Source organism: Streptomyces sp. NPDC045026 (assembly GCF_056432625.1).
In genome coordinates, this window is the sequence record NZ_JBWKIS010000010.1 from 121090 (window position 1) to 146636 (window position 25547).

A 25547-nucleotide genomic window follows, 5' to 3' on the forward strand; every position below is an offset into this window, starting at 1 on the left:
GTGCCGGACTTCACCGACGAGCCCTGGCTGGCCGAGGACACCGCTCAGCTGCGGCTCTACGCACTGACCGGCGGCCGGACCCGCCCGGCCCGCGCCCTGGGACTCGTGTCCCGGGTGCGGGCCGCCCCCGGCCTCGCCCCCTCGACCGTGGACCGGCTCGGACCCGAGAGCGCCCAGGTGCTCGAACTGTGCGGCAGGGAACCGACGTCGGTCGCCGAGATCGCCGGCCGGCTGGGGATCCCCGTACAGGTCACCAAGATCCTTCTGTCCGATCTGCTCGACTCCCATGTACTCGTTCCCGCGCTTCCCCCGCGAGAGGCGGACGGAAGCGACCCACTCCTCCTGGAGGCGGCACTTGAAGGCCTTCGAAGCCTCTGACGACATCCCACTGACCGCGCTGAAGATACTCATCGCCGGCGGGTTCGGCGTGGGCAAGACGACCATGGTCGCCACGGTCAGCGAGATCGAACCGTTGACCACGGAGGAGATCCTCACCACCGCCAGCGCGGCCACCGACAGCCTGGTCGGCGTGGAGAACAAGACCACCACGACCGTGAGCATGGACTTCGGCCGCATCACCCTGTGGCGCCAGCAGTTGCAGCTCCTGCTGTTCGGTACCCCCGGCCAGGACCGCTTCTGGTTCATGTGGGACGACCTCGCCCTCGGTTCCATCGGCGCGGTCGTCCTCGCCGACACCCGCCGCCTCGACGACTGCTTCAGCGCCGTCGAGTTCTTCGAGGACCGCGGCGTGCCCTTCGTCGTGGCCGTCAACGAGTTCGACACGGCCCACCGCTACACGGCGGAGGAGGTGCAGTCCGCGATCGAGCTGAACCCCGACGTCCCCGTCATCATGTTCGACGCGCGCGCCCCGTTCTCCACCCAGCAGGTCCTGATCAGGCTCGTCGAATACGCGCTCACGCTGTCGCTGCGCTCCGCGCCGGCGTCCGAGGCCGCACCCGAGCCCCCCGCCCCCACTCCTTCGCTCTCGCCCCCCTCCACCGCCGCATCTTCTGCCTCCGCCTCCTCTTTCGACGGGAACCCTCACCGTGCCCTTTGACGCAGAGACGGGGCTGCACATCGCAGCCCCCGACACCGAACTCGACGCGCGCGTCGGACGCCTCGCCCAGCTCGGCCTGGGCGAGGCGGACGCCGGCCTCGACGCTCTCGCCTCGGAACTCGCCGAGGCGGCGGGCACGCCGTACGCGATGGTCAACCTCATCACCGACCAGCAGTTCTTCGCCGGACTGCACACGCCGCAGGGACTGCCCAACACCCTCGGCCCGCACGACCCGATGAGCGGGCCCGAGGTCGGCCGCGTGATGGCCCGCGACCACGGCTACTGCCCCGAGGTCATCAGCCGCCGCATCCCCCTCGTCCTTCCCGACGTGTACGCGGCGCCCCGGTTCGCCGGCAACCCGGTGGTCGACGAACTGGGCATCCGCGTGTACATCGGGGCGCCGCTCATCGACGAGGAGACCGGCATCGCGCTCGGCACCGTCTGCGCGGTGGGCACCGAGCCCCGTGGCCTGGCGACGGCGCGCGGCTCCCTCGACCTGATCAAGAGGTTCCGCGACCAGGCCATGGAGCGCATCTACGAGCGTGCCGGGCAGCGCCGCCCCTGACGTCCTACACGGCCGCCGCTTCGGGAACGCGCGGAGCGGCGAGCCGGCTCGACCAGTCGCTCAGCGACGAGCCGAGTGCGACCTCGGCCAGCCGGTACAGCTGGATGTCGGACGTGCCGGCCGGGGCGTAGATGTGCGAGGCGTCCCGGGAGAACCGCTCGACGGGCCGGTCGGGGAACAGGCCGCACGCGGCGTGGATCTCCATGGCCGCCCGCGCCGAGTCGATGGCGGACTCCACGTTCAGGTACTTGGCGTTCATCAGCTCCGCGTCGCAGGCGATCCCGGAGTCCAGCAGATGGACCGCGTGATAGGCGGCCAGACGGGCCGTCATCAGACGTGATTGCATCTCGCCCAGCTTCTGACGGATCGTGGGCAGCGCGCTGAGCGGCTTGCCGTAGCGCAGCTGCTCGGACGTGTAGCGGGTCGTCTCCTCCAGGAGCGCCTGATGGATGCCGAGCGACACGGCCGTCAGGTTCGGCCGGCCGTAGAGCACGCTGGAGGAGTACGCCACGTCGAGGCCCTGGCCCTCGTGTCCCAGGAGGTTCTCGGCGGGGACGCGGCACTCGTCGTAACGGATCTCGCCGAAGCTGAAGCCGTGCAGGCCCATCGCCGGCCGGTGCGGGGCCAGTGAGAATCCGGGGCGGTCGGACTCCACGAGGAACGCGGACAGTCCGGTGGATCCCTCGCCGGTGCGCACCACCACACCGTGCAGGTCGCCGACATGGCTGTTGCCGACGAACACCTTGCGCCCGTTGAGGACGTACTCATCGCCTTCGCGCCGCGCCGTCGACTCCATGCCGAGTACATGTCCGCCGGACTGGGGCTCGGTCACCGCGATCGTCGGAAGGCAGTCGCCGGACGCCACCGCGGGCAGCCATTTGAGCTTCTGCCGTTCGTCGCCGAAGTGGATGATCTTGGCGACGCCCAGCTGTGAGGCCTGCACCATGGCGCCCATGGCGCCGCTGACGCGCGAGAGTTCCTCGATGATGATCGTCTTCGCCAGATGGCCCATGCCCATGCCGCCGTAGCCCTGGTCGATGGTGACACCGAGCCAGCCCTCCTTGGCGATGAGCCGGGACAGTTCGTGCTCGACGGCCCGTGATTCCTCCATGTCCGCTATTCGGGGAGCAACCTTCGCCTCGGCGAAGGCGCGGACCTCGGCCCGCAGTATGTCGTGACGCTCCGTCATGAAGTAGCCGTCCATCTGTAACCCTTCCTTACACGCAGGCCGCTTGGAACCCGGTCCCGCCCCGACGGGCACGTGGCCGGGCCGGCCATCTGGTGGACATACGAAAACGAGGAACAGGAAGACGTGGTGTTCGCGCACGGTCGATCGTGGTCCGGCCCGCCGTGCGAGGCGGCAAGGCATGTCGGGGACCCTCCGGTCAGGAGGTGAATCGTGCGTTCGCTGATGTGTGGCGGATCGCGGACGGCCGCCGCCGACGCCTCATCCGGACAGCCTCCATGACAGGAGGGACCGGGTGGGAGCGGGCGGGGGCGTGCCTGTGCGCTCGGCGCGGACTCTCGCGTCGACGGCGCGCACCTGGATCACGTATCGCCTCACTTTGCTCCCGTGGTCGGGCCGGCACGTTCGACGGCCACGGGATGTGACCGCTGCCGGAACAGTCGGACGGTCCCGCTCCTGAGTGCGTCGTTGCACCTCAGGGGAGGACCTGTCTCTACGGTGACGATCTAGCGGCCGGTTTTCACTACATGCCCGGGGTCGTTTGAGGGTCGTTTCTTTACGAGCGGAGGCGGGCGCCCCGTTTCCGCGTCGCGCTGACGGGGAGCGCACAGGCATGAGGTGCGGCGGTCCGGACAGCTGGTTCGCAGCACGGAATCTCCATCTCCGCAGGCCCGGCCCTTGGATGATCAACCAAGACGCATATCGCTCGTGCGCTCTTGCATTTACGATGCAATGACTCGCACTCGCCTGGCGAATGTGAGAAAGGGGGCGCCGCTTTCTGCGCCCCCGGGTACACAGGGAGTCAGCGCACATGCACATCGAACATCTCCTGAGGGACGAGTCACTCGGCCTGCGCCTGCTCTGGGGTGACGAACCGCACCTGCGGCAGGAGATCAGCGGCGTGACCGTCACCGACCTCGAGGACCCGGCCCGCTTCGTGCGGACGGCCGAGGTCGTGCTCACCGGCCTGGTGTGGTGGACCCCGAGGAGCGGGCGGACCAAGGCGGACCGGTTCGTCTCCGCGCTGCGCACGGCGGGCGCGGCCGTGCTCCTCGCGGGGGAGGAGACGCACGGCGCCGTCCCCGACGACCTCGTCGACGCGTGCCGCCGCCACGGGCTCCCCGTCGCGGCGGTCCCGGCGCACATCATGTTCCGGGCCATCACGGACACGGTCTACCTCCAGCAGTGGGGCGACCTCAGCCGCCACCACGCCCTGCCCGAGAACGTGCGCGCCACGCTGAGCCGGCTCCTGGCGCAGGAGGCGGACCCGGCTGCGATCGTCGACGCCGCGTTCGCCCACCTCGACCGGCCGGTCGCGTACGTCCTCACGCCGACGGGCCGCACCGTGGCCGCCACCGCCGCCTCGGCAGGCCTCCCGACGCGGGACGCCGCCACCCTGATCGCGACGGGCAAGGCCGCCACACGGAGGAGCAGTCACAACTCCTCGGGAACCGGTGCCGGTCCGGAGCTCGGCCGGGCGCCCGTCACCCTGCCCGTCCAGGCCGACACCGACGCGGTCTCGCCCTACGAACGCTGGCATCTACATGTCCCTGACCCGGACGACGCCCCGCCGCGCATGCTGCACGAGATCGCGGAGGTCCTCGGCCGATGCCAGGAGATCCGGGCCCGCCGCCGGGCCGACGAGGACCGTGCGGCGCGTGAACTCGGCACGCTGCTCACCGCGCCCGACACCGACAAGGCCGTCCTCGAAGCCGCACTCCGAGGCTGCGGGCTCCCCGACGAGGGCCCGTACCGCGTGGTCGTCGCCGAAGTCGGCTCGGGGCGTGAGGACTCGGCGCAGGGCGCGCTGACCGAGGCGGCCGCCCATGTCCGGCACGCCGGCGCCGCCGTGGGACGGCTGCCCGACGGCACCGCGTTCGCCGTCGTCGCCGGGGCGGAGGCCGTGGGCGAAACACTGGCCGACGTATGGCCGTTGCTCGCGGCCGGCGACCCGTCCGACCCGCTGCACGCGGGCATCGCCTCCCCGGCTGCCGCCCCCCGGAACCTCAACGGGGCGCTGTCCGAGGCCCGTTACGCCCTGACCTCGTCCCGCGCGACCACGCCCGGGGCCTCACGCCTGACCGACGCTGCCTCGCTCACCGGCCTCGAAACGCTGCTCACGGGCGTTCCCGCCGAGGTGCGCGCCGCGTTCGGCCGCACCGTGCTGGGCCCCTTGCTCGACGAGACGAACGCGTCCGCGGCCGCCCTCCTGCAGACCCTGGAGACCTTCCTCGCCTGCGACGGCTCATGGGCGCGCACCGCGGAGGCACTGCACCTGCACGTCAACACCGTCCACTACCGCATCCAGCGCATCGAGCACTTCACCGGCCGGGACCTCTCCCGGCTGTACGACCGCGCCGACCTCTGGGCCGCGCTGCTGAGCCGCGAGAGCCCGGCTACGAACGGTCGACGTGCACGCTCGTCGACTTCACGCGCGCGGTGACGGTGACCCCGACGGCGAGGCCCAACTCCTCGACGGCCTCCCGCGTCACCATCGACACCATCCGATGCGGTCCGGACTGGATCTCCACCTGCGCCACGACGTCGTCGGCCTTGAGCGCCGTCACGATCCCCGTGAAGGAGTTGCGCACCGACGTGCGCGGAGCTCCGGCCGCGCCCCGACCGGCCTCGGCGGCCCGGCTCCTGGCGAACCGCGCGAGACCGACACCGTCGATCACACGGTTGCCCGTACCGTCCCGCCCCATCGTCAGCCGCCCGCTGTCGGCCCACCGACGCACGGTCTCCCCACTCACCCCGAGCAGGCGCGCGGCCTGGCCAATGCTGTACGACGACACATCGGAACCTTAGCCGTGCCGGGCACCGGGCTCCTCCGGGGGAGGCCGGCTCACCCGTGAGGCTTGGCGCGGACGTGCATGCGTTCCCCCTGCCTCCCGAAGAGGCTGAGGAGTTCGACGGGCCGGCTGTCCGCGCTGCTGAACCAGTGAGGGACCCGGGTGTCGAACTCGGCGGCCTCTCCCGGGCCGAGGACCAGATCGTGCTCCGCGAGGACGAGCCGCATCCGGCCGCCCAGCACGTACAGCCACTCGTATCCCTCATGCGTACGGAGATCCGGCTCGGAGCCCCGGTCGGCGATGACCATCTTGTACGCCTGAAGAGGGCCGGGTGACCGGGTCAGCGGGACGAACGTGCCGCCGCTCGGCATCGGACGGGGCGTCAGCCGGACCCGGGGATCCCCCACCTCGGGAGCCCCGACCAGCTCGTCCAGGGGCACGCCGTACGCACCGGCCAGCGGCAGCAGCAGTTCGAGACTCGGGCGGCGCTGCCCGGACTCGAGGCGGGAGAGCGTGCTCTTGGAGATGCCGGTGACTTCCGAGAGCGCCGCCAGGGTGAGACCGCGCCGGGCCCTCAGCCGTCGCAGCCGCGGGGCGACCTCGTCGAGAACCGCTTGATAGGTCGCCGGCTTGTCCATGTCATCCATGTCGTCAGCGCCATCCACATCGTCCATGCGGGCATTTCACCCGGCTGTCCCGGAAATGGCAACACGGATTGCCGTTCGCGCCCGACGGGTGCACGCTCCTCGCCATGAGCGCACACACGCAGAGCCACGGACACCGGCACGGGCATGACCACGTTTCCGGCAGCATCGACTCCGACAGCACCGAGATCGACTGGGAGGCCATGGCCGACACCCTGGAGAACAACGGCGATCTGCACCTCCCGGCCCTGCGGCAGACGGCGACCCGCCTGGCTGAACTGCTCGGCCCGGACAAGCGGGTCCGCCGCATCCTCGACATCGGCAGTGGGCCCGGGGTGATGTCCTGCGTGCTCGCCGAGGCGTTCCCGGACGCCGAAGTCGTCGCGGTGGACGGTGCGCCCGCACTGCTCGACCGTGCTCTGGCCCGCGCCGAGCGCCTCGGACTCGGCGACAGGGTGGCGATCCGGCACGCGGAGCTGCCGGGCGACCTGGAAGGCGGCGACGGGCAGTCGGGCGGCGGTCTCGGCGAGGCCGATCTGATCTGGAGCAGCAAGGCCGTGCACCACGTCGGCGATCAGCAGGGAGTCCTGGACGCGCTCGCCGGCGCGCTGCGGCCCGGCGGCATGCTCGCGGTCGCCGAGGGCGGACTGCCGATGCGCTTCCTCCCCCGCGACATCGGCATCGGCACGCCGGGCTTCCAGGCACGGCTCGACGCGATGCTGGAGTTCTGGTTCGAGCGGATGCGCTCCGAACTGCCGGGCAGCACCAGCACGGTCGAGGACTGGCCCGCGATGCTCGGCCAGGCAGGACTCACGGATGTCGGCAGCTTCACGTACCTGCTCGACCTGCCGGCGCCCCTGGGCGAGACGGCCCGCACCTTTGTGCACGACCAACTGGCCCGGTTGCGCGACGTGATGAGCGAGACGCTGGAAGCCGACGACCGCAAGACACTCGACGTCCTGCTCGACGACACGGCGCCGAACGGCATCCTGCAACGCCCCGACGCGTTCGTGCTCTCGGCCACCACCGTCTTCGCAGGCATGCGCCCCGCGTCCTGACGGCCGGCGGACGGGGTGCTCCGTCTGCGTGGAACGTGAGAGCTCGTTTGTGTGATGCGCCTGTGTGGCTGGCGTGATCCTGGTTCCCGGCTGTGCTTACCGTGGCCCCTCGTCGAGGGTTGGAGCGCGCATGCCCGAGCAGGAACTTGAACTTGAAGTGGAGCAGCGGCGGGAACCGTCCGTGCCGTTGGGTGTCGGGGTGCGGCGGGCGACGCTGGACGACGGTCGCGTGGTGACCATCGTGTGCGAGGCGGGGCTGCCCCAGAACGAGGTGAACGCCATCGCGGCCAAGGTGGCCGAGTCGAGCCTGAGGCGGTGACACGCCGACGTCGCAACGCCCCCGCTCTGTCGGCGCGGGGGCGTTGCGGCGTGCCGGGCAGAGGCATGTGAGCGCTCGGCGTCGGAGCAGGGCGCAGACGAAGTTCTCCTGGATGCGGCGGACTTCGGCCGGGAGCGCTGAGGGACGAGGCCTCATCCCTCCTGGTCGCCGAGTCCGACGAGGGCGAAGTGGTGGGCTACACGTTCTGCCGCGTCGAGAGACGAGAGGGATCCCTGGTCACCCTGCCCGCCGCGGTGGTCTCCATGGAGCACCTGGCCGTGGACCCCGCCGGCGCTCGGGGCGGGGTCCGCGCGGCGCTCGTGGACGCCGTCCGTGACGTGTGACGCCGAGCCGGATGCCGGCGCCTGGTCGCGACCGTATGGGAGTTCAACACCGCGGCACGACCGTTCTACGAGGCCATCGGGCTGCGGCCGATGCGGGTGCGGATGGACCAGCCGCTGTAAGGCGGACGCGGGCGGGGACAGGGCCGGTGCCTCACGTCACCCGAGTAGGGCGGCGGGGCGGGACGCGAGCCACCTCTGGACGGCGAGCGCGACGGTGTCGTCGAGGGCGCTGAGCGCGTCGATGGCTTCCATGTCGTCGGGGTGGGGCGGGATCCCGGCGGTGGTGAGCGTGGCGTTCAGGCTGAGGCGGTGCCGGTCACGGGAGGTCAGGCACGTGTGGGTCGGCGGAGCCAGGTCGAGGCGCTGCCCCGGGTCGGGCAGCGGGAGCAGGAAGTCGGCGCCCGCGTCCAGGTCGGGGGTCGGCAGGACGGTGGCAGGAGAGTTCATGGCACTTCCTCACGACGGTCGGACAGTGTCGGTCTGTGTCGGTCTGTGTCGGTCAGGAGGCTGCCGGGCCACCGGTTGGTTGCGTCCCGTCCCCCAGAGCACCCGAACGCCGTAATCGCAATACGAAGGCGGACATCAACCGCCTATCGGAGAAGGCGCTTTCACCTGCGTATTCACCCGCGCTGCCACCTGCACCTCCGGCGATACGACGCATGGTTCGCGCACCTGTCGCATTGGCCAAAGCGTCCTGCCGCTCTTGTACGGATCCGACGTTGAGTACGTGGTCCGGGTGCCGCAGCATCCCCCGCAGCCCCTCGCGATCCGCCGCGGGGCGTGGGACACCCAGGAGGACGCATGCGCATGACGGTCCGTCAACTGTGCCGCCGTAAGCCGCTGGAGAGCATGATCGGCGAGGCGGAGGGCGAGGCCTCGGGGGCGGGCGGTCTGCGGCGCAGCATGGGGCTGACGCAGCTGACCCTGCTGGGGATCAGTTCCGTCGTGGGCACCGGCATCTTCTTCGTACTCGGCACCGCAGTCCCCAAGGCGGGACCGGGCGTGGTGCTCTCCTTCGTGGTGGCGGCGGTCGTCGCGGGACTCGCGGCGCTGTGTTACGTCGAACTGGCCGGCGCGATCCCGGTGGCGGGCAGCACGTACTCGTACACCTACGCCTCTCTCGGCGAGGGGGCGGCATATCTGGTCGCCTGGTGTCTGATCCTCGAGTACGGCGTCGCGGTCTCCACCGTGGCGGTGAGCTGGGGGCAGTACCTCAATGAACTCACCGACGCGCTCTTCGGGTTCACGCTGCCCGACGCGATCAGCCGGCCGTCCGGCGCCGGGGGAGTGGTGAACGTCCCGGCGCTCGTCGTGGTGCTGCTCTGTTCCCTGCTCCTTGCACGCGGCACGCGCGAGTCCGCACGCCTCAACGCCGTCATGGTGTGTATCAAGCTGAGTGTCCTCGTGCTGTTCGTCGCCGTGGCGTTCACCGCGTTCAGCGCCGGTCACTTCGCCGACTTCGCACCGCACGGCGCGGCCGGCGTCGGGGCTGCCGCCTCCGCCGTCTTCTTCTCCTACGTCGGCTTCGACACCGTCGCCACGGCGAGCGAGGAGGTCCGCAACCCGCGGCGCACCATCCCGCTCGCGCTGATCCTGACGCTCGGCGCGGTCACGGTGCTGTACATCCTGGTGTCGCTCGCGGCGGTCGGCGCACAGCCCACCGGGCGGTTCGGTGCGCAGGCCGACGCGGGCGAGGCGGTCCTCGCCGAGATCCTGCGCGATGTCACGGGCGCCGGGTGGCCCGTCGTGCTGCTGTCGGCCGGTGCCGTGGTGTCCATCTTCAGCGTGGTGCTGGTGACCCTGTACGGGCAGACGCGCATCCTCTTCTCCATGGCCCGCGACGGTCTCGTCCCCGAGATCTTCCGCCGGGTCGACCGCAAGCGGCACACACCGGTGGGCAACACGTGGATCGTGGGCGCCGGCGTCGGGGCGCTGGCCGCGTTCGTGCCGCTGCAGTACCTGGCCGACCTCACCAGCATGGGCACCCTCGTCGCGTTCGTGGCCGTGGCGGCGGCCGTCATCGTCCTGCGCCGCATCGCTCCCGACGCGCCGCGGCCGTACAAGGTGCCCTGCTATCCGGCGGTGCCGATCGTGTCCGCGGCGTCCTGCCTCTACCTCGCGTGGCTGCTGCCGGGTGTCACGTGGGTGCTGTTCGGCGTGTGGCTGGTGCTCGCGGCGGCGCTCTACCTGGTGTTCGGGCGCCGCCACTCCGCCCTGCGCGAGCGGGCCGCCGCAGCGGAGGAGGCAGCGGAGGCGGGTGCGACAACTACCGCTGCGCGAGCCTGAGTTCGAGCCACACGGCGAGCCGCACCTCGTGGTCGTCGAGGTCGAGGCCGAAGAGTTCGCGTACGCGCCGGAGCCGGTAGCGCAGGGTGTTGGGATGCACTCGCAGACCGGCGGCGGCGCTCGCGACGTCGCCGGTCGCGTCCAGCCAGGCCCTGACCGTCGCCGCGTAGTCGGTGCCCTGCTCCGCGTCGTGCGCCAGCAGCGCGGCGACCCCGGGCAGCCGCAGCCACGGTTCCCGACGCAGTTCGTCGCCGAGCCGGTTCAGCAGGACGACATGCCGTACGTCCTCCGCGGTGGCCGTGAGGGCGTCGGCCCTGCCACCACCGGTGGCCCGGAGAATGTCGTCCGCCTCGCGCCGCAGCGCACCGGCCCGCAGCAGATCCGGGTACTCCCGCGTCACCACGGCCCGCACGGGCGTACCGAGAGCAGCCCGTACGGTCCCCAGCGCACCGTCCGCGAACCGCCGCGCGGCAGCGGGCGAGCGCGCGGTCAGCAGCACGTACACCGCACGTGCCGATGCCGTCACCGTCGCCGCGGGCAGGTGTGCCGCGCAGTGCCGGACCAGCGACGACTCCAGGTGGGCGATGAGGGCGCTGCCCTCGTCCGGGGCGAACGCGGCCAGACACACCTTCTGCCCCTGGCCGAGGCCGAGCCGCGCGGCGGCCTCGTCGGCCGGGGGCCCGTACCCGTCGAGCAGCGCGCGCAGGGTGTCCCGGCGCATGCGCTGCTCGGCCTCGGTCGCGTTCAGCGCGCGCAGCAGGTGCGGGGCCGCCAGCCGCGCCGCATCCCGTAGCGCCGACTCGGCCTGTACCGACAGGCCGCCCTCCGGCTCGATCGCCCACAGCGTCCCCAGCGGCAGCGTCCCCGCCCGCACCGCGACCGCCGCCCGCGCCAGTTCGTCGCGCGCCCGGGGGAACCGCACCACGCCCTGAGCCGCCAGCACGTCGCGGTACTGCTGCCGCTGGCCCGGATCGTCAGGGACCCGCCGCTCCAGAATGCCGCGCTCGCGCAGGCTGTCGATGCGCTGGCCCGGGACGTTCGAGTAGGCGACGACATGCTGGTCGAGGTCCTCGACCGCCACCGAGCCGCCCACCACCGCGGCCACCGCGTCGGCCAGCGAGAACAGCTCCTCGGTTCCGGCGGGAGCCGATGGGGACAGGTCGCCGACTCCGTACGCCGCGAGCGCGCAGCCGATCTCCGCATCCACGTACCGCCACGGCATCGCGTCGTCGGCGGCAAGGACCGCCAGCGAGCGCCGTTCGGCCTCGGCCGTCAGCCGATCCGCCTCCTGGCCGCGGGACTTGACGACCACCCCCGCGTAGCCCTCCGCCGCCGCGTGCCGCAGCACCGTGACCGTACGCGGATCGGCCACGTCCGCGCCGACGAGCAGCAGCAGCGCCGACGGAGCGGCGGGCAGCGGGTCGCCCGGGTCGTGGATGACCGTGCCGCGCACGGGGACGTCGAGGCCGCCGGGTGCGGCGAGGACCCGGAGCGGGCCGGTGGAGCCGACCAACAGGCGCAGGGAGCCCGCGGCGCGGCCGTCGGGGATTGTCCGATCAGACAACGAGGGCCTCGATTCCTGGGGCGGGACGCCGGTGAAGGCGACGGGGGGAGCCGTCAGGATAGGCCCATCGACCAGGGACAGGAGCCATCGCCCATGAGCGCCACGACCGCCACCTCCGATATCGTCGAACTCTTCCCGAAGGGGACAGAACTCGCCGCAGACGGCGAGATCCTCGTCGGAGGATGCCGCCTCGACGACCTCGCCGAGCGCTTCGGCACCCCCGCCGTCATCGTGGACGAGGGTGCTCTCAGGGCCCGCGCACGCGAGTACACGGAGGCCCTGAAGCGGCATTGGCCGAACGGACAAGTGGTCTTCGCGTCGAAGTCCTTCCCGTGCACGGCCGTGGTCCGGGTGATGGTCGAGGAAGGGCTCGGCGTGGACGTCGCCGGAGGCGGGGAACTCGTGGCCGCACTCGCCGCGGGCGCGGACCCGGCCCGCCTCGTCGTCCACGGCAACGCCAAGACCGACGAGGAACTCACCATGGCGGTCGACGCCGGAGCCGGCACGATCGTCATCGACAACTTCGACGACATCGACCGCCTGGAGAAGATCGTCACGGACGAGCAGCGCGTCCTGATCCGCGTCATCCCGGACGTCGAGGCCGACACACACGAGGCGATGGCGACCGGCCACGCCGGTTCCAAGTTCGGCCTCTCCGTGCCAGACGCGGTGCGCGCCGCGGCCCGGCTGCGCGCCAGTGACCGGCTGCGCCTCGACGGCGTGCACGTCCACGTCGGCTCGCAGCTCCTCGACACCGCCCCGTTCGCCCGCGCCGTCGAGGCCATCGCCTCCCTCGGTGAGCTGGGCGAGCACGCGGTGTACGACCTGGGCGGCGGCCTGGGCGTCCGGTACACCTACGCGGACCGGGCGCCGACGGTCGACGCGTACGTACGTACCCTGACCGAAGCGGCCCGCGCCCACCTCCCCGCGAACGCCCGGCTGATCATCGAGCCCGGACGGTCCCTGGTCGCCGAGTCGGCGCTCACCCTCTACCGTGCGGTCACCGTCAAGCGGGGCCGTCCGCGCGCCCTCGTCGCCGTCGACGGCGGCATGGGCGACAACCTCGAACCGATGCTGTACGGCCAGCGTTTCGAGGCGACCGTCACCTCCCGTGTCGGCGGCGGCGAGCCCTGCGACCTGGTCGGCCGCCACTGCGAGTCCGGCGACACCCTCATCCGTGACGTACCGCTGCGCGCCCCGGCCGTCGGCGACCTGATCGCGGTACCGGTCACCGGCGCGTACTGCTACTCGATCTCCAACAACTACAACGGCGCCCGCCGTCCCCCGGTCGTCTTCTGCCGCGACGGTGAGGCCCGTGCCGTGGTGCGCCGCGAGACGTACGAGGACCTGCTGCGCCGCGACCAGTGACGGCGTCCCCTATGGAGGGGAGCCGTTCCTGATGGCCTCCGCCGCCGGAGTCCCCCGGTTACAGCGACCGGGCGACGGCGGCCACCACCTGGGCCGTCGCCAGGCCGAAGGCGCGGACGGAGGCATCGGCCACGCAGCGATCCGCCATCGGGTCGTACACGCAGCCGAGCACCCCGGCGTGATCGGTGGCCTGTTCGCTGAGAGTGCAGTCCCAGCCGTGCGCGCGCAGCGCTTCGTGCAGTTCCCGCGAGGAGTCGACGGAGACGGAGGCGTCTTCAGTGCCGTGCACGAGCCGTACGGGCACACGTGCCGTGGCGCGCCCGAGCGCCTGGAGGGGTACGGCTCCCGTGGTGCGCGCCGGGCGCCGGTAGCCGCCCGCGATGCCGATGACGGCGGCGGGCGGCCGGTCACCGAAGAGTTCCGGGTCCAGGGCCACCCCCAGGGCGGCGCCCGCCCCCGCCGACCAGCCGGCGACGACCAGCTGCCGGGAGGGGCCGGCGAAGTCGTGGGCGAACCGCAACGAGTCGGTGAGATGCGCGCGGCCTTCGTCAGGGGTGTCCGAACGCCAGTCGGGGACGAGGACGGTGAGGCCCAGTTCGGCGATGTCCTGGGCCAGCGGGACCAGTACATCGCGCTCGTCGGTCCCGATGCCGTGCCACATAAGGACGCAAGGGCCTTCGGCCTCAGGGGAGTTGTGGATGTCGAGAGGCTTGTGCTCCCTGCCGGTGGGATAGGACACGGTGCGGATCGTTGCGCTCAAGGCCGTTCCTCCTGGCCGCCGGAATGCTGCATCATGACCCCATCCTCGCCGCACCGCCGCCGCGAAGTCCGCCCGGGTGGCCGGGACGGGCAAACGCGACCTGCTACGACCGGACAAAGTAGGCTGGACCCGCGCATCCGAAGGGACGTCACGTCACCATGAGACTGACCGGACCGGACGGCCGCGGGGTGCAGGAGCGGCTGGGAAAGAACCTCTTCGCCCGTGTCGCGGGCCCGGAGGGGCCCAAGAACCGCGCCCGTATCCATGAGACGCCCGGACCTCGCTGGTTCGGCCCGGACCGGCCCATCCGCACGGTGCACGGGGACGCGTCCATGTTCATCGGCGGGATCTGTGCCCTGCTGCTCCAGTCGCTCCACCCGCTCGCGATGGCCGCCGTCTCCGCCCACTCCGGCTTCCGCGGCGACCCCTGGGGCAGGCTTCAGCGTACGAGCACCTTCCTGGCGATGACGACCTACGGCCCCGCCGACGGCGCGCAGGAGGCCTGCGACCAGGTGCGGGCAGTCCACGCGCGGGTGCGCGGGGTGACCGCGCGGGGTGAGCGGTACCACGCAGGGGATCCGCATCTGCTCGGCTGGGTCCACATCGCGGAGGTCGACAGCTTCCTGCGCGCTCATCAGCGGTACGGCGCCCACCCGCTGACCGGCGCCGAGTACGACGGCTATGTCGCCGACGCCGCGCGGGTCGCCACCGCGCTCGGCGTCCTGGATCCGCCCACGAACCGGGCAGAACTCGCCGACCGGTTCACGGCGTACCGGCGTGAGCTGCGTGCGACGCCGGAGGCCCGCGCCGCCGCCCGCTTCCTCCTCCTGAACCCACCGGTGCCTCTGGTCGCCCGCCTCCCGTACGGGGTTCTCGCCGCGAACGCCGTTTCCCTGCTGCCCAGTTGGGCGGCGGCGGAGCTGAAGCTCCCCCGGCTGCCGCTGGTCGACACCGTGGCCGTACGGCCGCTCGGCCGCGGCGTCACTTCGCTGGTGCGCTGGGCCATGGCCCCCAACCGGCCCCTGCCGACCCCACCGGAGGTCTGACGTGGCGCCGGTGCTGTCGGTGGACGTGAGCCGTAGGCAGCGGGTCGGCCGACGGACGCCGCGGGCCGCCTACTCTGGTGATCATGAGTGGTGAGAGAGATCTGCGGGCACTGTTGAGCGGCATGCGGCCGGAGCTCAACCCCGGGCGCTACGTCTTCACGACCGTCGCCGGCGCGATTCCGCCCGGCGTCACCCCTGTGGTGACCGTCGCCGAGCGGGAGGCGCTGACGCTGGTGGTCCCGCTGGAGGAGGCCGAGGCGGCAGGTCTCGGCTACGACTACGTGGCAGGGTGGATCACCCTGCGCATCCACTCGGCACTGGAGGCCGTGGGCCTGACCGCGGCCGTCGCCCAGGATCTCGCCATCGCGGGCCTGAGCTGCAACGTCGTGGCCGGGTTCCATCATGACCACCTCTTCGTCCCCCACGAGCGGGCGGAAGAGGCGGTGGCTCTCCTGGAAGACCTCGCGCGCCGGTCGGCCACCAGGTGACGAAGCCGGCTCGGGTCACCCGAGAACGCGGCCCTCAAGTGCCGTGCGCCACGCGGGCGGTGTGGGTTCCTGGGCCGGGGTGTCGCGGCGGCCGCCGCGGGCGAAGAAGTCCTCCAGGGGGAGTGTCGCCGCACCGACGGTGACCGCGTCGGGGCCCAGCTTGCCCAGTTCGATGGTGGCCCTTCCGGCCGGGTAGGACAGGGCGTACTTCGTGGCGTGCCTGCGCACGTCGTCGAGAAAGCGGGAGCCGAACTGGAGCCCGGCCCAGCCGCCGATCAGGATGCGCTCCGGCTGGAAGAGGTTGATGAGGTCGGACAGTCCGGCGCCCAGGTACTCGGCCGTCTTCGCCATCACCTCGTACGCCACCGGGTCGGGCTCGCTCCCGTCCGTCGGGCAGGCGGCGGCGAGCAGAGCCGTCAGCTGGGTCTCCTCGTCGACTCCTCGGGGCGGCTGTCCGCCGGCCTCCCGCCACCGCTCCAGTACGGACTCGGCCCCCGCGTACGCCTCCAGGCAGCCCGGCGCCCCGCAGCGGCACGTCCGCCCGCCGGCCTGCACCGTCAGGTGGCCCCACTCCAGCGCCCGGCCCCTGCCGTCCGCGAAAAGGCAGGCGCCGACCCCGGTGCCGAAGAGGACGATCGCGGCGCTGCGCGCACCGCGTCCGGCGCCGAACCACATCTCCGCCTGCCCGAGCGTCTTGGCGCCGTTGTCGATGAAGTACGGGATTGTGGAAGGGAGTTGGGATGACGCGCGCAGCAGTGACTCCAAGGGGACCGCGTCCCAGCCGATGGTCTGGCAGTGGACCACGGCGCCGGACTCGGGGGCCCGCTCGACCACGCCGGGCACGCCGATCCCGATGCCGAGAAGGCCGTCCGCCGGCACGCCTGCCTCGGCGAGCACCTGCTCGATGCCGCTGCGGATGTGTTCCACGACGACCGTGACGTCGTAGCCGTCGCCCGTCAACGGGACGTCGGCGCGGGCGAGTTCGGTGAGGGTCACGTCGAAGACCTCCACGCGGACGCGGGTCTCGCCGACGTCGATGCCGATCAGGTTGCCGCTGTGCGGGCTGACGCGGAGCAGGATGCGCGGCCGACCGCCGTCGGAGTCCAGGCTGCCGGCCTCCTCCACGAGGCCGTCGGCGGCGAGTTCGGCCACCACGTTGCTGACGGATCCTGAACTCAGTCCCGTGAGAGGGCCGAGCGCCTGGCGGCTCGTCGGGCCGTCGAAATACAACTGTTGCAGGATCGCTGCTCGATTGGCCCTGCGCAGGTCACTCACCGTGCGTCTGCTCCGCCGATCCATCTGGGCTCCTTCCTGACCTGCGACAGACGCAAGGTACCCCTGCCCAAACCCTTGACGCGACCTTTCCGCGCGGTTTAACTCACAGCCTAAATTAAGTCGTGGGTGACTTCAGGAACTGAACGCCGAGCGCTTCGGCCTGCAGACCCGCGCCCCGGCTTGGACGCTCCTGAGGAAGGGACACCTGGAGCCATGCAAAGAATTCGAGCACTCGCCAGTAGCGCGGTCGTCGTCTCCCTGCTGGCCGCTGCGACCGCCTGCGGCGGGGGTTCATCCGACGAGGGATCGAACGAGTCGCCCAAGACCCTGACCTACTGGGCGTCCAACCAGGGGCCGAACGTCGAGGCGGACAAGAAGATCCTCCAGCCCGAACTCGACAAGTTCGAGAAGCAGACCGGCATCAAGGTCAAGCTGGAGGTCGTCCCCTGGTCCGACCTGCTCACCCGCATCCTCACGGCGACCACCTCGGGCGAGGGCCCCGACGTCCTCAACATCGGCAACACCTGGTCGTCCTCGCTCCAGGCGACCGGTGCCCTCCTGCCGTGGGACCAGAAGAACTTCGACAAGGTCGGCGGCAAGGACCGCTTCGTGGAGTCGGCGCTCGGCTCGACCGGCGCGCAGGGCAAGGACCCGGCCGCCGTACCGCTCTACTCGATGGCGTACGCCCTGTACTACAACAAGGCGATGTTCAAGGAAGCCGGCATCACCGAGCCGCCGAAGACCTGGGACGAACTCACCGCGGACGGCGCGAAGATATCCAAGGGCGGCAAGTGGGGACTCGGGGCCGAAGGCTCCAACCTCTCCAACAACATCCACCAGGTCTTCGTCCTCGCAAAGCAGCACGGCGGCGACTTCTTCACCGCGGACGGCAAGGCCGACTTCACCGACGACGCAGCGGTCGCGGCCGTCAAGCAGTACGTCGACATGATGGCCACGAACAAGATCATCGCGCCCGGCAACGCCGAGTACGCGAAGAACCAGTCCCTCAGCGACTTCTCCAAGGGCAAGACCGCCATGGTCCTGTGGCAGGCCGCGGCCACCACGTTCAAGTCGCAGGGCATGCAGGACGACGAGTGGGGCGTCGCCCCGGTGCCGGTCCAGTCGGGTGCGCCCGGCGCGGGCAAGGCCACCAACTCGATGGTGGCGGGCATCAACCTCGCCGTCTTCAAGAACACGAAGAACATCGACGGCTCCATGAAGTTCGTGAAGTTCATGACCAGCGACGCCGAGCAGAAGCTGCTCTGCAAGACCTACGGCTCCATCCCCCCGGTCAAGGCCGCCCAGAGCGACCCGGCTTTCGACCGGCCCGAGCTCAAGGTGCTGCGCGAGACCCTCGCGACCAGCGCCACCGCGCTGCCCCAGGTGCCGAACGAGTCCCAGTTCGAGACCTCCGTCGGCACCGCCGTCAAGAACCTCTTCGCCCAGGCGGCGAACGGCAAGAAGCTCTCCACGGCTGACGTCAAGGCCGAGCTGACCAAGGCTCAGCAGCAGATGGCCAGTCAGTGAGTGATGTGCCCATGACCACCATCGTGAACTCCCCGAAGGGGGATCCGGCGGTGCGTGAGGACACCCCCGGGGCGACGCGCAAGCCGCGGCGCCCCGGGCGCATCCGCCGCCTGGGACTTCCGTACCTGCTGTTGCTCCCGGCGCTGCTGCTCGAGATCCTCGTCCACCTGCTGCCGATCGCCATCGGCTTCTTCATGGCGTTCAAGGAGCTGACCCAGTTCTATCTGCGGGACTGGGGCGCGGCCCCCTGGACCGGCCTCGGCAACTTCGACGTGGCCGTCGACTTCGACGCACCCGTCGGAAAGGCCCTGCTCCACTCGTTCTGGATCACCTGCGTCTTCACGCTCATGTCGGTCGGCCTGTGCTGGCTCCTCGGCACGGCAGCGGCCGTCTTCATGCAGGAGACGTTCACCGGCCGCGGCTTCCTGCGCACCCTGTTCCTGGTGCCGTACGCGCTGCCCGTCTACGCGGCCGTGATCACCTGGGCGTTCATGTTCCAAAGGGACAACGGCCTGGTCAACCACGTGCTCCACGACCAGCTGGGCCTCACCGACGGGCATCCCTTCTGGCTCATCGGCGACAACAGCTTCTTCGCACTGCTGACCGTCTCGGTCTGGAAGGGCTGGCCGTTCGCCTTCCTGATCGTGATGGCCGGGCTCCAGAACATCCCCAAGGAGCTCTACGAGGCCGCCGCCATGGACGGCGCGGGCATCTGGCAGCAGATCCGGCGGATCACCCTTCCCTCGCTGCGCCCGGTCAACCAGGTGCTCGTACTTGTCCTGTTCCTGTGGACGTTCAACGACTTCAACACACCGTTCGTGCTGTTCGGCAGGGCGGCGCCCGAAGCGGCCGACCTCATCTCCGTGCACATCTACCAGTCGTCCTTCGCCACCTGGAACTTCGGCACCGGAGCGGCCATGTCCGTACTCCTGCTGCTGTTCCTGCTCCTGGTGACGGGGATCTACCTGGTGCTCACCTCACGAGGGAGGAAGGTCTCCCGTGGCTAGCCCCACCGTCTCCCGCGGCGCTCCGCGCTCGCCGATGGCGTCCCCGCGCTCCTTCATCTGGTCCCGCCGGATCTTCCTGACCCTGCTCACGGGCTTCGTCCTGCTGCCCGTCTACGTCATGATCTCCAGCTCGCTCAAGCCGCTGGAGGACGTGTCGGGCAAGTTCCGCTGGATGCCCAGCGGGCTCACCATCCGGCCCTACTTCGACATCTGGAAGACCGTCCCGCTGGCGAAGTACTTCCTGAACTCGCTGATCGTGGCCGGTGCGGCCACGGTCTGCTCGGTCGTGATCGCCGTCTTCGCCGCCTACGCGGTCAGCCGCTACCAGTTCCGCGGCAAGCGCGTCTTCACGGTGACGGTCCTGTCGACGCAGATGTTCCCCGGCATCCTCTTCCTGCTGCCGCTGTTCCTCATCTACGTCAACATCGGCCAGTCCACCGGGATCGCCCTGTTCGGCTCACGCGGCGGACTCATCCTCACCTATCTCACGTTCTCCCTGCCCTTCTCGATCTGGATGCTCATCGGGTACTTCGAGTCGGTCCCCAGGGACCTGGACGAGGCCGCGATGGTGGACGGCTGCGGACCGCTCAAGGCACTGTTCCGCGTCGTGGTCCCGGCCGCGATCCCCGGCATCGTCGCCGTCGCCGTGTACGCCTTCATGACCGCCTGGGGAGAAGTGCTCTTCGCGTCCGTCCTGACGACCGACGCCACCCGCACCCTCGCCGTCGGCCTCCAGAACTACTCCACCCAGAACGACGTGTACTGGAACCAGATCATGGCCGCCTCACTCGTCGTGAGCATCCCCGTGGTCGCCGGATTCCTGCTGCTCCAGCGCTACCTCGTCGCCGGCCTGACCGCCGGGGCCGTGAAGTGACCCGTACGGCCGGCCGAGCAGCCGCCCCCTCGCCCGAAAGGACGTCAGTGTCCAAGCCCATCGACTTCGCCGCTCTCCCGAAGGACTTCGCCTGGGGCACGGCCACCTCCGCCTACCAGATCGAAGGAGCCGTCACCGAGGACGGCCGTGCCCCCTCGATCTGGGACACCTTCTCGCACACCCCCGGCAAGATCGACAACGACGACCACGGGGACGTGGCCTGCGACCACTACCACCGCTGGCGCGAGGACATCGCGCTCATGAAGCAACTCGGCACCAACGCCTACCGGCTCTCCCTGGCCTGGCCGCGGATCCTGCCCGGCGGCGACGGCCCCGTCAACGCCAAGGGCCTAGACTTCTACGACCAGTTGATCGACGGCCTCCTCGAAGCCGGCATCGAGCCGTCCGTCACCCTCTACCACTGGGACCTCCCGCAGACCCTCCAGGACCGGGGCGGCTGGCCCGAGCGCGACACGGCACTCCGCTTCGCCGACTACGCCGCCGTCGTCGTCGGACGCCTCGGCGACCGCGTCACCCAGTGGGCCACCCTCAACGAACCGCTGTGCTCGGCCTGGATCGGCCACCTCGAAGGCCGCATGGCCCCCGGAATCAGCGACCTGACCGCCGCCGTCCGCGCCTCCTACCACTTGCTGCTCGGCCACGGCCTCGCCACCCGGGCGATCCGCGCCGCGGCGCCCGACGCACGCATCGGCATCGTCAACAACCTCTCCACCGTCCAAGCCGCCACCGACCGGCCCGAGGACGTCGCGGCGGCCCACCGCATGGACGGTCACACCAACCGCTGGTGGCTCGACCCCGTCCACGGCCGCGGCTTCCCCGCCGACATGCGCGACGTCTACGGCGTCGAACTCCCCGAGCAGGCAGGCGACTTGGAGGCGATCGCCGCCCCGCTCGACTGGCTCGGCCTGAACTACTACATGCCGGCCGTCGTCGCCGACGACCCCCTGGGCCCCGCCCCGCACGCCCGCGAGGTGCGCCGCCTCGGCGTCCCGCGCACCGGCATGGACTGGGAGATCGACGCGAGCGGCATCGAGACCCTGCTGCTGCGCCTCACCCACGAGTACGGCGCCCGCAAGCTGTACGTCACCGAGAACGGCTCCGCCTTCCCCGACGTCGTACGGCCCGACGGATCCGTCGACGACCCCGGACGCATCGAGTACCTGGAAGGCCACCTCGCGGCCTGCGCCTCCGCCGCCCGCAAGGGGGCACCGCTCGCCGGGTACTACGCCTGGTCACTCCTGGACAACTTCGAGTGGGCCTACGGCTACGACAAGCGCTTCGGCCTGGTCCACGTCGACTACAAAACGCAGCGGCGCACCATCAAGGGCAGCGGCCACCGCTACGCGGACATCGTCCGCAGGCACCGGCAGGGGAGGGGGCTCAGGGGCAACGCGGCCTGACGCGCCCCCACGGCTTTTGCGCCCGTACGCTCGCGCATGTCCGCTTGAATGCCTGCGGCATCGCCTACAGCATGGTCGGGCTGACGAAGCTCGAGGGTGCGGCGGACATGCCGCGAGGAAGGTTTCCCCATTTCTGGAGCGGGCGAGAGCCGATTCTTCCGGGGGCGGCACGGTGCGCGGCGGCGCGCGTACCTCGGCGCGCTGAGCGGACTCCTGGCCGGTTACGCGGCCCTGGCCGCCGCCGAAGTGGCGGCGGCCGTCGTCCGTCCCCAGGCGAGCCCCGTGGTGGCCGTGGGCGGCGCGGCCATCGACCGCACGCCGACTGCCCTCAAGGACTGGGCGATCCGGAACTTCGGCACGCACGACAAGCTCGTACTGCAGCTGGGCATCGTCGTCGTGCTGGCCCTCCTCGCGGTGGTCCTGGGCGTCGTCGCGGTCCGCCACCGCCGCGCCGGATCGGCCGGCGTCCTGCTGTTCGGCGTGATCGGTGCAGTGGCCGCCACCACTCGCCCCGACTCCACGAGCGTCGCCGACGCAGCGCCGTCCGTGGTCGGCGCGCTGGTGGGTGCGTGGCTCCTGTACGCACTCACCGGCCGCGCGCGGACCACGCCGACCGAGGAGCCATCCGCGGGCAGCACCGAACCCGGGTGGGACCGGCGCGGTTTCATCACCCTCGCGACCGCCGCTGCCGTCGTCTCCACCGGCGCCGGAGCGCTGGCCCGCTCCACGCGCGGCAGGCAGGACGTGAACGCCGTGGCCTCCCGCAACAACCTCAAGCTGCCCGTTCCGGCGTCACCGGGCAGGCCCACCCCGGCCAACGCTCAGCTGGCGATCCCCGGCATCGGCCCGTTCACCACACCGAACCAGAACTTCTACCGGGTCGACACCGCCCTGGTCGTGCCGATGGTGGACGCCATGAAATGGCGGCTGCGGATCCACGGCAAGGGCGTCAACCGCCCCGTCACCCTGACCTTCGACGACCTGCTGCGCAGGCCGCTCATCGAACGAGCCATCACCCTCACCTGCGTATCGAACGAGGTCGGCGGCTCCCTGATCGGCAACGCCCGCTGGATCGGCGTACGCCTCGCCGACGTGCTCGCGGACAGCGGCGTCAGGCCCCCGTCGAAGGGCGGCCCCGCGGACCAGCTGGTCGCCCGCTCCGTCGACGGCATGACGATCGGCAGCCCCGTCGAGGACATCATGGACGGCCGCGACGCGATGCTGGCCCTGGGGATGAACGGCCAACCCCTGCCCTTCGCGCACGGCTTCCCCGTGCGCATGCTCGTTCCCGGCCTGTACGGCTACGTGTCGGCCTGCAAGTGGATCGAGGACATCGAACTCACCACCTTCGCCGACTACGACGCGTACTGGGTGGAGCGGAGCTGGGCCCAGCAGGCGCCCATCAAGACGGAGTCCCGCATCGACACCCCCAAGCCCTTCGTGAACCGCAAGGCCGGCACCGTCATGGTCGCGGGGGTGGCCTGGGCGCAGCACCGCGGGATCGAGAACGTCGAGGTCCGCGTCGACGACGGGCCGTGGGAGCGGGCCACGCTCGCCGCTGAGGACACCCGCGACACCTGGCGCCAGTGGTCCTACCCGTGGCAGGCGACCTCGGGAGGACACCGCCTCACGGTCCGCGCGACCGACGGCACCGGCCGGACACAGACGGCGAAGCACGCCGACCCCGTACCGGACGGGGCGAGCGGCTACCACTCGATTCAGGTGGAGATCGGCTGACGGCGGTGAGGGGCGACGGGCCGTCGTCCGGCCCGTCGCCCCTCACCGGTGGGGTCAGGGGTACGAGACGACGGTCGAGGGCACGGTGGTCGTGCCGGACGTGGCGGCGCCGATGTCGTTGATGACGTGCTCGTACTGGCCCATGCCACCCAGGGACACGACGAGCAGGTCGTGGAACTTCACCCCGGACGTGTTGGGCGCCGCGAAGCCGTGGTCCTGGCGGATGGTGTTGTCCGCCGTGTAGTTGCAGTAGCTCCCCAGGCCCCAGCCCTCGTGCGTGGTCACGGAGTCGGCGACCTTGTACGCGGCGAAGCCCTTGACGTTGCCGTCCTGGACCGCGGCCTGGTTCGGGGCGTCGTACGCCTTCTCGTTCTGGTAGAAGATCGTGCGGCCGCGCTGTCCGGCCCAGTACACGTCGTACTTGTTGAAGTGCTCGACGAACAGGCCGGTGGCCAGCACGTCGTCGCCGTTGACGCGCACGCCGTAGTCGGCGCGGTTGGTTTCCCAGCCGACGCCGTCGCCGTGGTCGGCGCGCCAGACCCAGGTGTGGTCGATGATCGTGTGCCGGCTGTTGACGACGATGCTGGTGGTGGCCTTGCCGGGGCCCGCGCCGCCGATCCGCACGAAGACGTCCTGGACGGTGATGGGGTTGGCGGAGTGGTCGGTGGACGCGCCGGAGGGCCCGACCTCCAGCAGGGTCTGCGAGTTGACCGCTCCCGCGTCGATCAGGAATCCGGCCAGGCGCACGCCGTCGACGTCGGCGACCTTCACCGCGGTGACACCGTTGTCCGGGATGAGGGTGGCGTAGCCGAGTCCGAGGACCACGGCGTTGGCGCGCTTCACCTCCACTGCCGCGTCGAGGTGGTAAATGCCGGGCGTGAGAAGGAGGTTGAGGCCCTGGTCGAGCGCCGCGTTGAGGGTGGCGGCGCTGACACCGGGCTTCGCCACGTAGAACTGGGAGAGCGCGAGCGAGGTGCCCCGGGGTGTGCCGCTGCCCCAGGTCGTGCCGCGCGCGTCGGTGCGCTTCTCGGGCAGGAAGACCTTGTAGTCGGCGCCGTCGAGGTACAGGAAGGGCTTCTCGCGGGAGACCGGCGTCGTGTTGAGCGTGGTGTACGGCGGGTTCGGGAAGCTCTGTGCGGGCGCGCCCTCGACGCCGGAGAACACCATGTTCCAGACGGCGTTGGTCCAGCCGCCGACGGAACTGTCACGGGTGTACCACTGCTGCTGCGAGTACGGCCCGACGGTGCCGTCGATGCGGCTGTCGGCGATGTAGCCGCCGCTGGCCCAGCCGTAGCCGTCGGGGGCGAGATTGAGACCGCCCCTCACGTGCATCCGGCGGAACGGCGCGGCCTGGGCGACGGCCCAGCGGTTGGTGCCGTTGACCGGAGTGAGGGCGAGGTTCTCGGCGGAGCGCCAGAAGTTCTGTGTGGCGTTGCCGTTGAACCAGCCGGCGTCGACCGTGACATCGCCGTTGATCGAGGTGTCGTCGGGGGACAGGCCGAGTCCGGCGATCGAGGTGTAGAAGCCGAGCTGGGCGTTGAGGCCGTTGTAGGTGCCGGGCTTGAACAGGAACGCGTAGCGGCCGGTGCCGAACTGTGCGGACTCCTGCTGTTTGAAGATCTCGTCCAGCTTGGCCTGGATGCCCGGTGTGGAGGGGTCGAAGACGATCACCTGCGGGCCCAGGTCTCCGCCGCCGGGCAGGGGGTCGGCGGCGGGCGCGGCGGAGGCGGGCGACCCGAGTGCGAGGAGGCCGGGAGCGGTGGCCGCGGTCGCCGCGATGGCGCCGAGGACCGTGCGGCGTGAGGGGGCGGTGGCGGGGGAGGGGGAACCTGCCGTGAGGGAACCGGCTCTGGGTGAACCGTTCGTGGGGGGCGTGAGCATAGGGCGACTCTCCTGGTTCAGAAAATGAACGAATGAGGGGGGTGGGAGCGCTCTCTTGCGGTCGAATGCTTCATCTGTGTGAACGATGCGTCAAGACTTAAATCCAGAATCGCCGAAATTAGTGGCGGGCGTGGGGCTGTTGGGGTTCCGGGTGAGGCGCCTTCGCCGTCGGCGACAGCTCAACACCCTCTGAAAGAAGAGGCGTTGACCGTCTCTTGACAGTCTCGCGCCACTGCCGCAACACTCCGACTCGGAGAGCGCTCTCCCAACGCCTCGCTCCAAGAGGCGCCCGCTCCGCGGGTGGCAGTGTGACGCAGGACGTGCGCCGGCCACCCACCCCCCACCCAT

Annotated in this window: 24 protein-coding genes; 16 read left to right on the top strand and 8 right to left on the bottom strand. The window is 70.8% G+C overall.

The window, feature by feature from the left end; genetic code table 11:
- The 3 genes from AC07EJ_RS22490 to AC07EJ_RS22500 are packed head-to-tail and all read left to right on the top strand — an operon-like array spanning nucleotide 1 to nucleotide 1622.
- Nucleotides 1-378 (top strand): DUF742 domain-containing protein, encoded by a 378-nt coding sequence (locus tag AC07EJ_RS22490; RefSeq protein WP_383884239.1) that lies wholly within the window; start codon nucleotides 1-3, stop codon nucleotides 376-378.
- On the top strand, nucleotides 356-1057 hold the full coding sequence (locus AC07EJ_RS22495) for a GTP-binding protein (RefSeq protein WP_389490550.1): 702 nt from the start codon (nucleotides 356-358) through the stop codon (nucleotides 1055-1057). The genes AC07EJ_RS22490 and AC07EJ_RS22495 overlap by 23 nt, the downstream gene beginning before the upstream one ends.
- Nucleotides 1047-1622, top strand: a complete 576-nt coding sequence (locus AC07EJ_RS22500) for a GAF domain-containing protein (RefSeq protein WP_389490552.1) — start codon at nucleotides 1047-1049, stop codon at nucleotides 1620-1622. Before AC07EJ_RS22495 ends, AC07EJ_RS22500 begins: the two co-directional genes overlap by 11 nt.
- 4 nt (nucleotides 1623-1626) lie before the next feature.
- Here AC07EJ_RS22500 and AC07EJ_RS22505 read toward each other — a convergent pair whose 3' ends face one another.
- A complete protein-coding gene (locus AC07EJ_RS22505; protein ID WP_389490554.1) occupies nucleotides 1627-2826 on the bottom strand; it encodes an acyl-CoA dehydrogenase family protein in 1200 nt (399 codons plus the stop codon).
- 793 nt (nucleotides 2827-3619) lie between these two features.
- Here AC07EJ_RS22505 and AC07EJ_RS22510 point away from each other — a divergent pair.
- A complete protein-coding gene (locus AC07EJ_RS22510; protein ID WP_393581918.1) occupies nucleotides 3620-5251 on the top strand; it encodes a PucR family transcriptional regulator in 1632 nt (543 codons plus the stop codon).
- Here the strand turns inward: AC07EJ_RS22510 and AC07EJ_RS22515 are convergent.
- Nucleotides 5205-5603 (bottom strand): TOBE domain-containing protein, encoded by a 399-nt coding sequence (locus AC07EJ_RS22515; protein WP_389490558.1) that lies wholly within the window; start codon nucleotides 5601-5603, stop codon nucleotides 5205-5207. The two genes, AC07EJ_RS22510 and AC07EJ_RS22515, sit on opposite strands and share 47 nt — an antisense overlap.
- Nucleotides 5604-5653: 50 nt before the next feature.
- On the bottom strand, nucleotides 5654-6238 hold the full coding sequence (locus AC07EJ_RS22520; protein ID WP_478884870.1) for a helix-turn-helix domain-containing protein: 585 nt from the start codon (nucleotides 6236-6238) through the stop codon (nucleotides 5654-5656).
- A gap of 113 nt (nucleotides 6239-6351) precedes the next feature.
- Here AC07EJ_RS22520 and AC07EJ_RS22525 point away from each other — a divergent pair, with 113 nt between their 5' ends.
- The 3 genes from AC07EJ_RS22525 to AC07EJ_RS22535 all read left to right on the top strand — a co-directional run bounded on the left by AC07EJ_RS22525 (nucleotide 6352) and on the right by AC07EJ_RS22535 (nucleotide 7965).
- Nucleotides 6352-7302, top strand: coding sequence for a class I SAM-dependent methyltransferase (locus AC07EJ_RS22525; protein WP_478884802.1), 951 nt, complete (start codon nucleotides 6352-6354; stop codon nucleotides 7300-7302).
- Nucleotides 7303-7432: 130 nt separating this feature from the next.
- On the top strand, nucleotides 7433-7621 hold the full coding sequence (locus tag AC07EJ_RS22530) for a hypothetical protein (protein ID WP_362903085.1): 189 nt from the start codon (nucleotides 7433-7435) through the stop codon (nucleotides 7619-7621).
- Nucleotides 7622-7809: 188 nt separating this feature from the next.
- Nucleotides 7810-7965, top strand: coding sequence for a hypothetical protein (locus AC07EJ_RS22535; protein ID WP_478884803.1), 156 nt, complete (start codon nucleotides 7810-7812; stop codon nucleotides 7963-7965).
- 156 nt (nucleotides 7966-8121) lie between these two features.
- Here AC07EJ_RS22535 and AC07EJ_RS22540 read toward each other — a convergent pair whose 3' ends face one another.
- On the bottom strand, nucleotides 8122-8412 hold the full coding sequence (locus AC07EJ_RS22540; protein ID WP_389490563.1) for a hypothetical protein: 291 nt from the start codon (nucleotides 8410-8412) through the stop codon (nucleotides 8122-8124).
- A gap of 354 nt (nucleotides 8413-8766) precedes the next feature.
- Between AC07EJ_RS22540 and AC07EJ_RS22545 the strand changes: the two genes are divergently transcribed.
- Nucleotides 8767-10251: an APC family permease gene (locus AC07EJ_RS22545; protein WP_478884804.1), complete on the top strand. Its 1485-nt coding sequence runs from the start codon at nucleotides 8767-8769 to the stop codon at nucleotides 10249-10251.
- On the opposite strand, the gene AC07EJ_RS22550 is transcribed toward AC07EJ_RS22545, so the two are convergent.
- Nucleotides 10232-11815 carry a PucR family transcriptional regulator gene (locus tag AC07EJ_RS22550; RefSeq protein ID WP_478884805.1) on the bottom strand — a complete coding sequence of 528 codons (1584 nt, stop codon included), beginning with the start codon at nucleotides 11813-11815 and terminating at the stop codon, nucleotides 10232-10234. The two genes, AC07EJ_RS22545 and AC07EJ_RS22550, sit on opposite strands and share 20 nt — an antisense overlap.
- A gap of 93 nt (nucleotides 11816-11908) precedes the next feature.
- On the opposite strand from AC07EJ_RS22550, the gene lysA reads away from it, so the two are divergent.
- Nucleotides 11909-13183 (top strand): diaminopimelate decarboxylase, encoded by a 1275-nt coding sequence (gene lysA / locus AC07EJ_RS22555; RefSeq protein ID WP_389490571.1) that lies wholly within the window; start codon nucleotides 11909-11911, stop codon nucleotides 13181-13183.
- Between the two features lie 58 nt (nucleotides 13184-13241).
- On the opposite strand, the gene AC07EJ_RS22560 is transcribed toward lysA, so the two are convergent.
- The gene (locus tag AC07EJ_RS22560) at nucleotides 13242-13943 is read right to left on the bottom strand and encodes an alpha/beta hydrolase (protein ID WP_478884806.1); all 702 of its coding nucleotides are present in this window, start codon (nucleotides 13941-13943) and stop codon (nucleotides 13242-13244) included.
- 158 nt (nucleotides 13944-14101) lie between these two features.
- Between AC07EJ_RS22560 and AC07EJ_RS22565 the strand changes: the two genes are divergently transcribed.
- Both AC07EJ_RS22565 and AC07EJ_RS22570 read left to right on the top strand, forming a co-directional pair.
- Nucleotides 14102-14989 carry an oxygenase MpaB family protein gene (locus tag AC07EJ_RS22565; protein ID WP_389490575.1) on the top strand — a complete coding sequence of 296 codons (888 nt, stop codon included), beginning with the start codon at nucleotides 14102-14104 and terminating at the stop codon, nucleotides 14987-14989.
- An 83-nt stretch (nucleotides 14990-15072) separates the two neighbouring features.
- On the top strand, nucleotides 15073-15477 hold the full coding sequence (locus tag AC07EJ_RS22570; protein WP_478884807.1) for an ACT domain-containing protein: 405 nt from the start codon (nucleotides 15073-15075) through the stop codon (nucleotides 15475-15477).
- 15 nt (nucleotides 15478-15492) lie between these two features.
- Here the strand turns inward: AC07EJ_RS22570 and AC07EJ_RS22575 are convergent, their stop codons facing one another.
- A complete protein-coding gene (locus AC07EJ_RS22575) occupies nucleotides 15493-16776 on the bottom strand; it encodes an ROK family protein (protein WP_478884808.1) in 1284 nt (427 codons plus the stop codon).
- Nucleotides 16777-16965: 189 nt separating this feature from the next.
- Between AC07EJ_RS22575 and AC07EJ_RS22580 the strand changes: the two genes are divergently transcribed.
- The 5 genes from AC07EJ_RS22580 (at nucleotide 16966) to AC07EJ_RS22600 (ending at nucleotide 23318) form a co-directional block, all read left to right on the top strand.
- Complete coding sequence (locus AC07EJ_RS22580; protein WP_478884809.1) at nucleotides 16966-18279, top strand: ABC transporter substrate-binding protein; 1314 nt, start codon at nucleotides 16966-16968, stop codon at nucleotides 18277-18279.
- A gap of 11 nt (nucleotides 18280-18290) precedes the next feature.
- Complete coding sequence (locus tag AC07EJ_RS22585; RefSeq protein ID WP_393581924.1) at nucleotides 18291-19286, top strand: carbohydrate ABC transporter permease; 996 nt, start codon at nucleotides 18291-18293, stop codon at nucleotides 19284-19286.
- A gap of 34 nt (nucleotides 19287-19320) precedes the next feature.
- Nucleotides 19321-20160 (top strand): carbohydrate ABC transporter permease, encoded by an 840-nt coding sequence (locus AC07EJ_RS22590; protein WP_389490594.1) that lies wholly within the window; start codon nucleotides 19321-19323, stop codon nucleotides 20158-20160.
- A gap of 47 nt (nucleotides 20161-20207) precedes the next feature.
- The gene (locus AC07EJ_RS22595) at nucleotides 20208-21581 is read left to right on the top strand and encodes a GH1 family beta-glucosidase (RefSeq protein WP_389490587.1); all 1374 of its coding nucleotides are present in this window, start codon (nucleotides 20208-20210) and stop codon (nucleotides 21579-21581) included.
- Between the two features lie 129 nt (nucleotides 21582-21710).
- Complete coding sequence (locus tag AC07EJ_RS22600) at nucleotides 21711-23318, top strand: molybdopterin-dependent oxidoreductase (protein WP_478884871.1); 1608 nt, start codon at nucleotides 21711-21713, stop codon at nucleotides 23316-23318.
- 54 nt (nucleotides 23319-23372) lie between these two features.
- Here the strand turns inward: AC07EJ_RS22600 and AC07EJ_RS22605 are convergent, their stop codons facing one another.
- On the bottom strand, nucleotides 23373-25199 hold the full coding sequence (locus AC07EJ_RS22605) for a coagulation factor 5/8 type domain-containing protein (protein ID WP_389482937.1): 1827 nt from the start codon (nucleotides 25197-25199) through the stop codon (nucleotides 23373-23375).
- Between the last annotated feature and the right edge of the window lie 348 nt (nucleotides 25200-25547).